Origin of the sequence: Ensifer sp. 4252 (assembly GCF_050434565.1) — a bacterium.
Lineage (GTDB): Bacteria > Pseudomonadota > Alphaproteobacteria > Rhizobiales > Rhizobiaceae > Ensifer.
The window spans coordinates 1-1,175 of record NZ_JBNDIU010000081.1; the positions used below are offsets into that span (position 1 = coordinate 1).

The 1,175-nt window shown below is 62.6% G+C and carries 1 protein-coding gene; it reads right to left on the reverse strand.

Features of this window, described 5'->3' with window-relative positions:
• The coding region (gene istA / locus ABIE33_RS36235; protein ID WP_429133975.1) for an IS21 family transposase at positions 1 to 1,147 on the reverse strand (1,147 nt) is incomplete at its 3' end.
• Between the last annotated feature and the right edge of the window lie 28 nt (positions 1,148 to 1,175).

Below are 1,175 nucleotides of genomic sequence, written 5' to 3' on the forward strand. Positions count from 1 at the left end.
TGATGGTCTTGCAGGTCAATCCGCCGATCTCGACGGCACGCGCCGAAACGGCCTCGGCGCGGTCGCGGGTGATGTCGCGATAAAGGCGCAGGATGCCCAAGCATGTTCTGAAGCCTTGTTCCGGATGCGGCCGGCTGGCGAGAATGGCGACGACCAGCCCTTCGGTCTGCGGACCGATGGACGCGCCCCAGCGCCGGAAGCGCTCCGGTGTCCACTCGGCATAGCGGCGATGGGAGCTGGGCATGTGTGCGGGATCTGTTCCATAGCGCGGACCGCCATAGCGGCGCTGATGCGCAGCGACGCGTTTGCCGCGATGGAAAATCTCGATCATCCGCGCGGTCGCCCGGATATCGATCTGCTGACGGATAAGGGCGTGCGGAACGGAATAGAAGAAGCTCTGGAACTCGACATGATAATCCGTCGACACCCGCGCAAAGCGCCATTCGGCGAACTCGTAATTATCGGCGGGCAGGCTTGCGAGCGCCGCGTGTTCAACCGTCTCAAAGAGATGTCGGCGGCTGACGCCCAGCCTTCGCATGATGTGATTGTTGATGCGCTCCAGCACGTCGGCGATCGCGGTATTGGCCTCGGCGAGCGAGAAGAAAGTCTGCTTGCGCAAGCGGCCGAGAAGGCAACTCTGGGCGAAGCGCATGCCGTTCTCGACCTTGGCCTTGTCCTTGGGGCGTCGCGGTCGCGCCGGCAGAACGCCAATACCATAGTGGGACGCCATCATGCCGTAGCTGCGGTTGATCTCGGGATCGTAGAAGCTTGCGCGGCTGACGCCGGACTTCAGATTGTCGGGCACGATCAGGCGGGGCACGCCGCCGAAGAAGGCGAACATGCGCACGTGCGAGCCGATCCAGTCCGGCAAGGTCTGGGTCCAGGTCGCCTCGGCGAATGTGTAGCTCGACGCGCCGAGCACGCCGAGGAACAGCTCCGCCTCGCGGATCTCGCCAGTCTTGCGATCAACGATCGGCACCTTCTTGCCGGAATAGTCCACGAAGACCTTGTCGCCGGCAGCATGCTCCTGGCGCATCGTTGGCGAAAGGCGCTGCTCGAAACCGCGGAACAGCTCGCAGAAACGGCTATAACCATAACCATCGGGATGGACGCTGCGATATTCTTCCCACAGGATCAGCAGTGTCACGCCGGGCTTCTTCAGCTCAATGGAAAGC